Genomic DNA, 2846 nt, shown 5'->3' with positions numbered 1-2846 from the left:
GGCTTAATCCCGACAGATCTTCAGCTGATCAACTTAAGAAAGCGGCTTGAGTTGGGGCGACAACTATGTTGACAAACACCGTATCAAGGCTGGGTTACATGGCTGCGCGAACCTGCCCCATGCCAGCAAGGCTTCTCAAGCTGGCTGAGTTACAGTGGTAATCAGGAAGTTTTTTATAGAACAAAAAAATAACAAGTTTGCCATCAATTCAAACAAATAGTTTTTTCTAATGCTTAGTTACTAACTGCGTTTCCGCTTTATTCGCCATGGCTAAAAAACAAAGGTCATTTGATATGGAAGTATTAACATACCACAAGCCATGGCCCGATACTCCATAACATTATCCGCAGAATTCCTCGGAGCATCTTCAATTGTAAAACGCATATACTAAGCCAGATTCTTACCGCCAATCATTGTGCATTCTCAACAATAGACCCAGTCGCATCAACTTTAACTGATGGAGCATTACACTGCTGGACAGAAACATCAGGATCAGCCATTAACTCTCTGATGACACACCTGTCTCCCTGCATCTGATTCAGCGTAATCTCATGACTAAATTCTGTGATATTAGCAGCGCCATGCACTATGATCAGCTTCCGCTCCTCTCCCTTTTGCGCGTCCAAAAAATCCATCAAAATAGTTTTTGCCTTCACGCTACTACCATCTTCCTGCTTCACGCTCTCTTCAAGATGACTCCCTGGTACATGCATCATCTGACGACGTTTATAAATGCCCTTTTCCTTATCAAAATCTGAGAGCAAGACAAAAGAAGAACAGAAAGACATACCTTCCGTAAATAAATCATCACGACCACTCGCGCTTTTTAGCTCACCCATTTTAACCGTTACCAGCTGCCCCTTCTCGTTGATTGCGCTCTTGACCACTTTATGATGAAGCGTTGCGATGGCATCCAACAGCTTGACGAGTCTCTCCCTGATTTTTTTCCTATTAAAATTGTCCTTAAAAAACACCCTGACCTTTGAGTTATTCCATTTAATGTGGCACTTTCTTTTTCCAAGCCGGCGGCGTTTATTGATTCTACCTCTGTGTTTATGTGTCTGCCTGACAGGAGTATCACTCAACGTTTTGAGTTGCGCACCTATTTCAATCGGTTCATATATCGGATCAGCAGGCGAAGATGTTGATGATGATGCTAAACCAATAACAGTCTGGCCATCTTCATTTTTACCGTTGAAAACCTGGTATTCTGTCATCTCACCCGGTACTGTAGCGCTCTTTTTCTTATTACTCTCCGGAAATTCAAGCTCGGCATATTGAATATTATATTCGTTTAAGCGGGTGATCCCATTTTTACTTTCAGCCATCATAGTTTGAAAGTCTTTTCCAGCGATGTATCGATCTCCCCGCCCAAATGTTGGGGGACGTTTCACACGTCTCAGTGCATATTCTGAAGTACCAACACGACGCTTTGTAGCTCGACGAATGGGTTTTCGATTATAATTGAGCGGTTTAGGCGGAACAGCTGGGCGCATATTAGCTTTCATGAAAACCTCCATCATTTTGTGTTGTTATTTTTAATAACTAGATATTTTTAGATTTACACAATCTTATACAAGGGATAAAAGCGGGTCACCTAGACAAAAGCATCATGCTTAGACTTTAGTAGCACGAATCAATATCAAAAATAAAACAAATAGGGCACCCTTGTCCCCCTTAAATAGAACACCTGCCAAAATAGGCTCCCACATATTTAACCCTCCACAGTGGTGACCTACCGTTCTCTGGCCTCAGAATGTTCATACTCGGAGAAACCATGACCGGCTTCCCCGCAAACGCCCGATTGATCCCACTACTATCACTGCATGGCGTGGTGTGTTCGTCTGCTTTCCTCGGCTGCAGCGATCACCTGTTCTGTAAGAATTATGCTAATTGAAAGCAGCGGGTGTTGATCATTTGCGGATTAACGATATGGATCTCTTATTGGTTCGAGACCCATTGCGCCTGCTCATCCTGCGTCAGAAAACTCCAGACCAGTACACGACTGATTTTTTGTCCCTGCGCCATTTTGATGACCTGAATTTGTCTGGCACCTTGTTTTTTAAGCTGTCGCTTCAGTGGCTGAATGTTATCCCCCTTGGAGACCAGGCTGCTGAACCAGCAAACCTGCGTAGCAAATTCTGCACTTTCGCGAATCATCTGCTTTAAGAATCTAAGCTCTCCCCCTTCGCACCATAGCTCTGCCTTTTGTCCACCGAAGTTCAGCTTGGGTGATGCCGTGACACGTTGTTTACCCTGGTTAAGGTTTTTCCATTTCCGCGTACTGCCGGCATTTGCCTCAGCCATAGAGGCGTGGAATGGCGGATTACAAAGGGTGGCGTCGAAACGGTCCTGTGCTTTTATGATGCCCCTGAAAATACGACGACTATCCGATTGCTGCAGTACACTGATCCTGTTTTTCAAGCAGCTATTCGTACTGACAATTAGCCGCGCGGTTTTCACCGAGACAGGGTCGATATCGCTGGCGGTGAATTGCCAGCCATAACATTGCGTACCAATAATCGGATAGATGCAGTTAGCCCCCGTACCAATATCCAGTACATTGATAGCGCTGCACGTCGGGGGGATAGAGTCGTGACGGTAATAGGAGGTTGCCAGCAGGTCGGCCAGGTAATGGATGTAATCTGCACGCCCGGGGATCGGCGGGCATAAATACCCGGCTGGAATCTGCCAGTGTGTCACCTGATAATAATGCGCCAGCAACGCCTTGTTCAGGCAGAGAACCGCCTGTTCATTGCTGAAATCGTAAGTACTCAAAAACTCCTGTGCAGACCACATGGCAGCCAGCATGAGGCGTATTCGATAATATTTGCCAGTCTCGGAAT

General features: G+C 45.3%; 2 protein-coding genes. Both read right to left on the bottom strand.

Annotated elements, in window-relative coordinates:
- Window positions 1-410: 410 nt before the first annotated feature.
- The gene (locus ABD892_RS11195; protein ID WP_345195740.1) at window positions 411-1508 is read right to left on the bottom strand and encodes a hypothetical protein; all 1098 of its coding nucleotides are present in this window, start codon (window positions 1506-1508) and stop codon (window positions 411-413) included.
- A 433-nt stretch (window positions 1509-1941) separates the two neighbouring features.
- A partial coding sequence (gene rlmF / locus ABD892_RS11190; protein WP_345195738.1) for a 23S rRNA (adenine(1618)-N(6))-methyltransferase RlmF occupies window positions 1942-2846 on the bottom strand: 905 nt, incomplete at its 5' end.

Origin of the sequence: Kistimonas scapharcae (assembly GCF_039540975.1) — a bacterium.
Classification (GTDB): domain Bacteria; phylum Pseudomonadota; class Gammaproteobacteria; order Pseudomonadales; family Endozoicomonadaceae; genus Kistimonas; species Kistimonas scapharcae.
This window is presented reverse-complemented; position numbering and strand designations above follow the sequence as displayed.

Excerpts from the sequence above, each read along its gene's own strand:
- ABD892_RS11195 (WP_345195740.1), bottom strand. The coding sequence starts at position 1,508 with ATGAAAGCTAATATGCGCCCAGCTGTTCCGCCTAAACCGCTCAATTAT.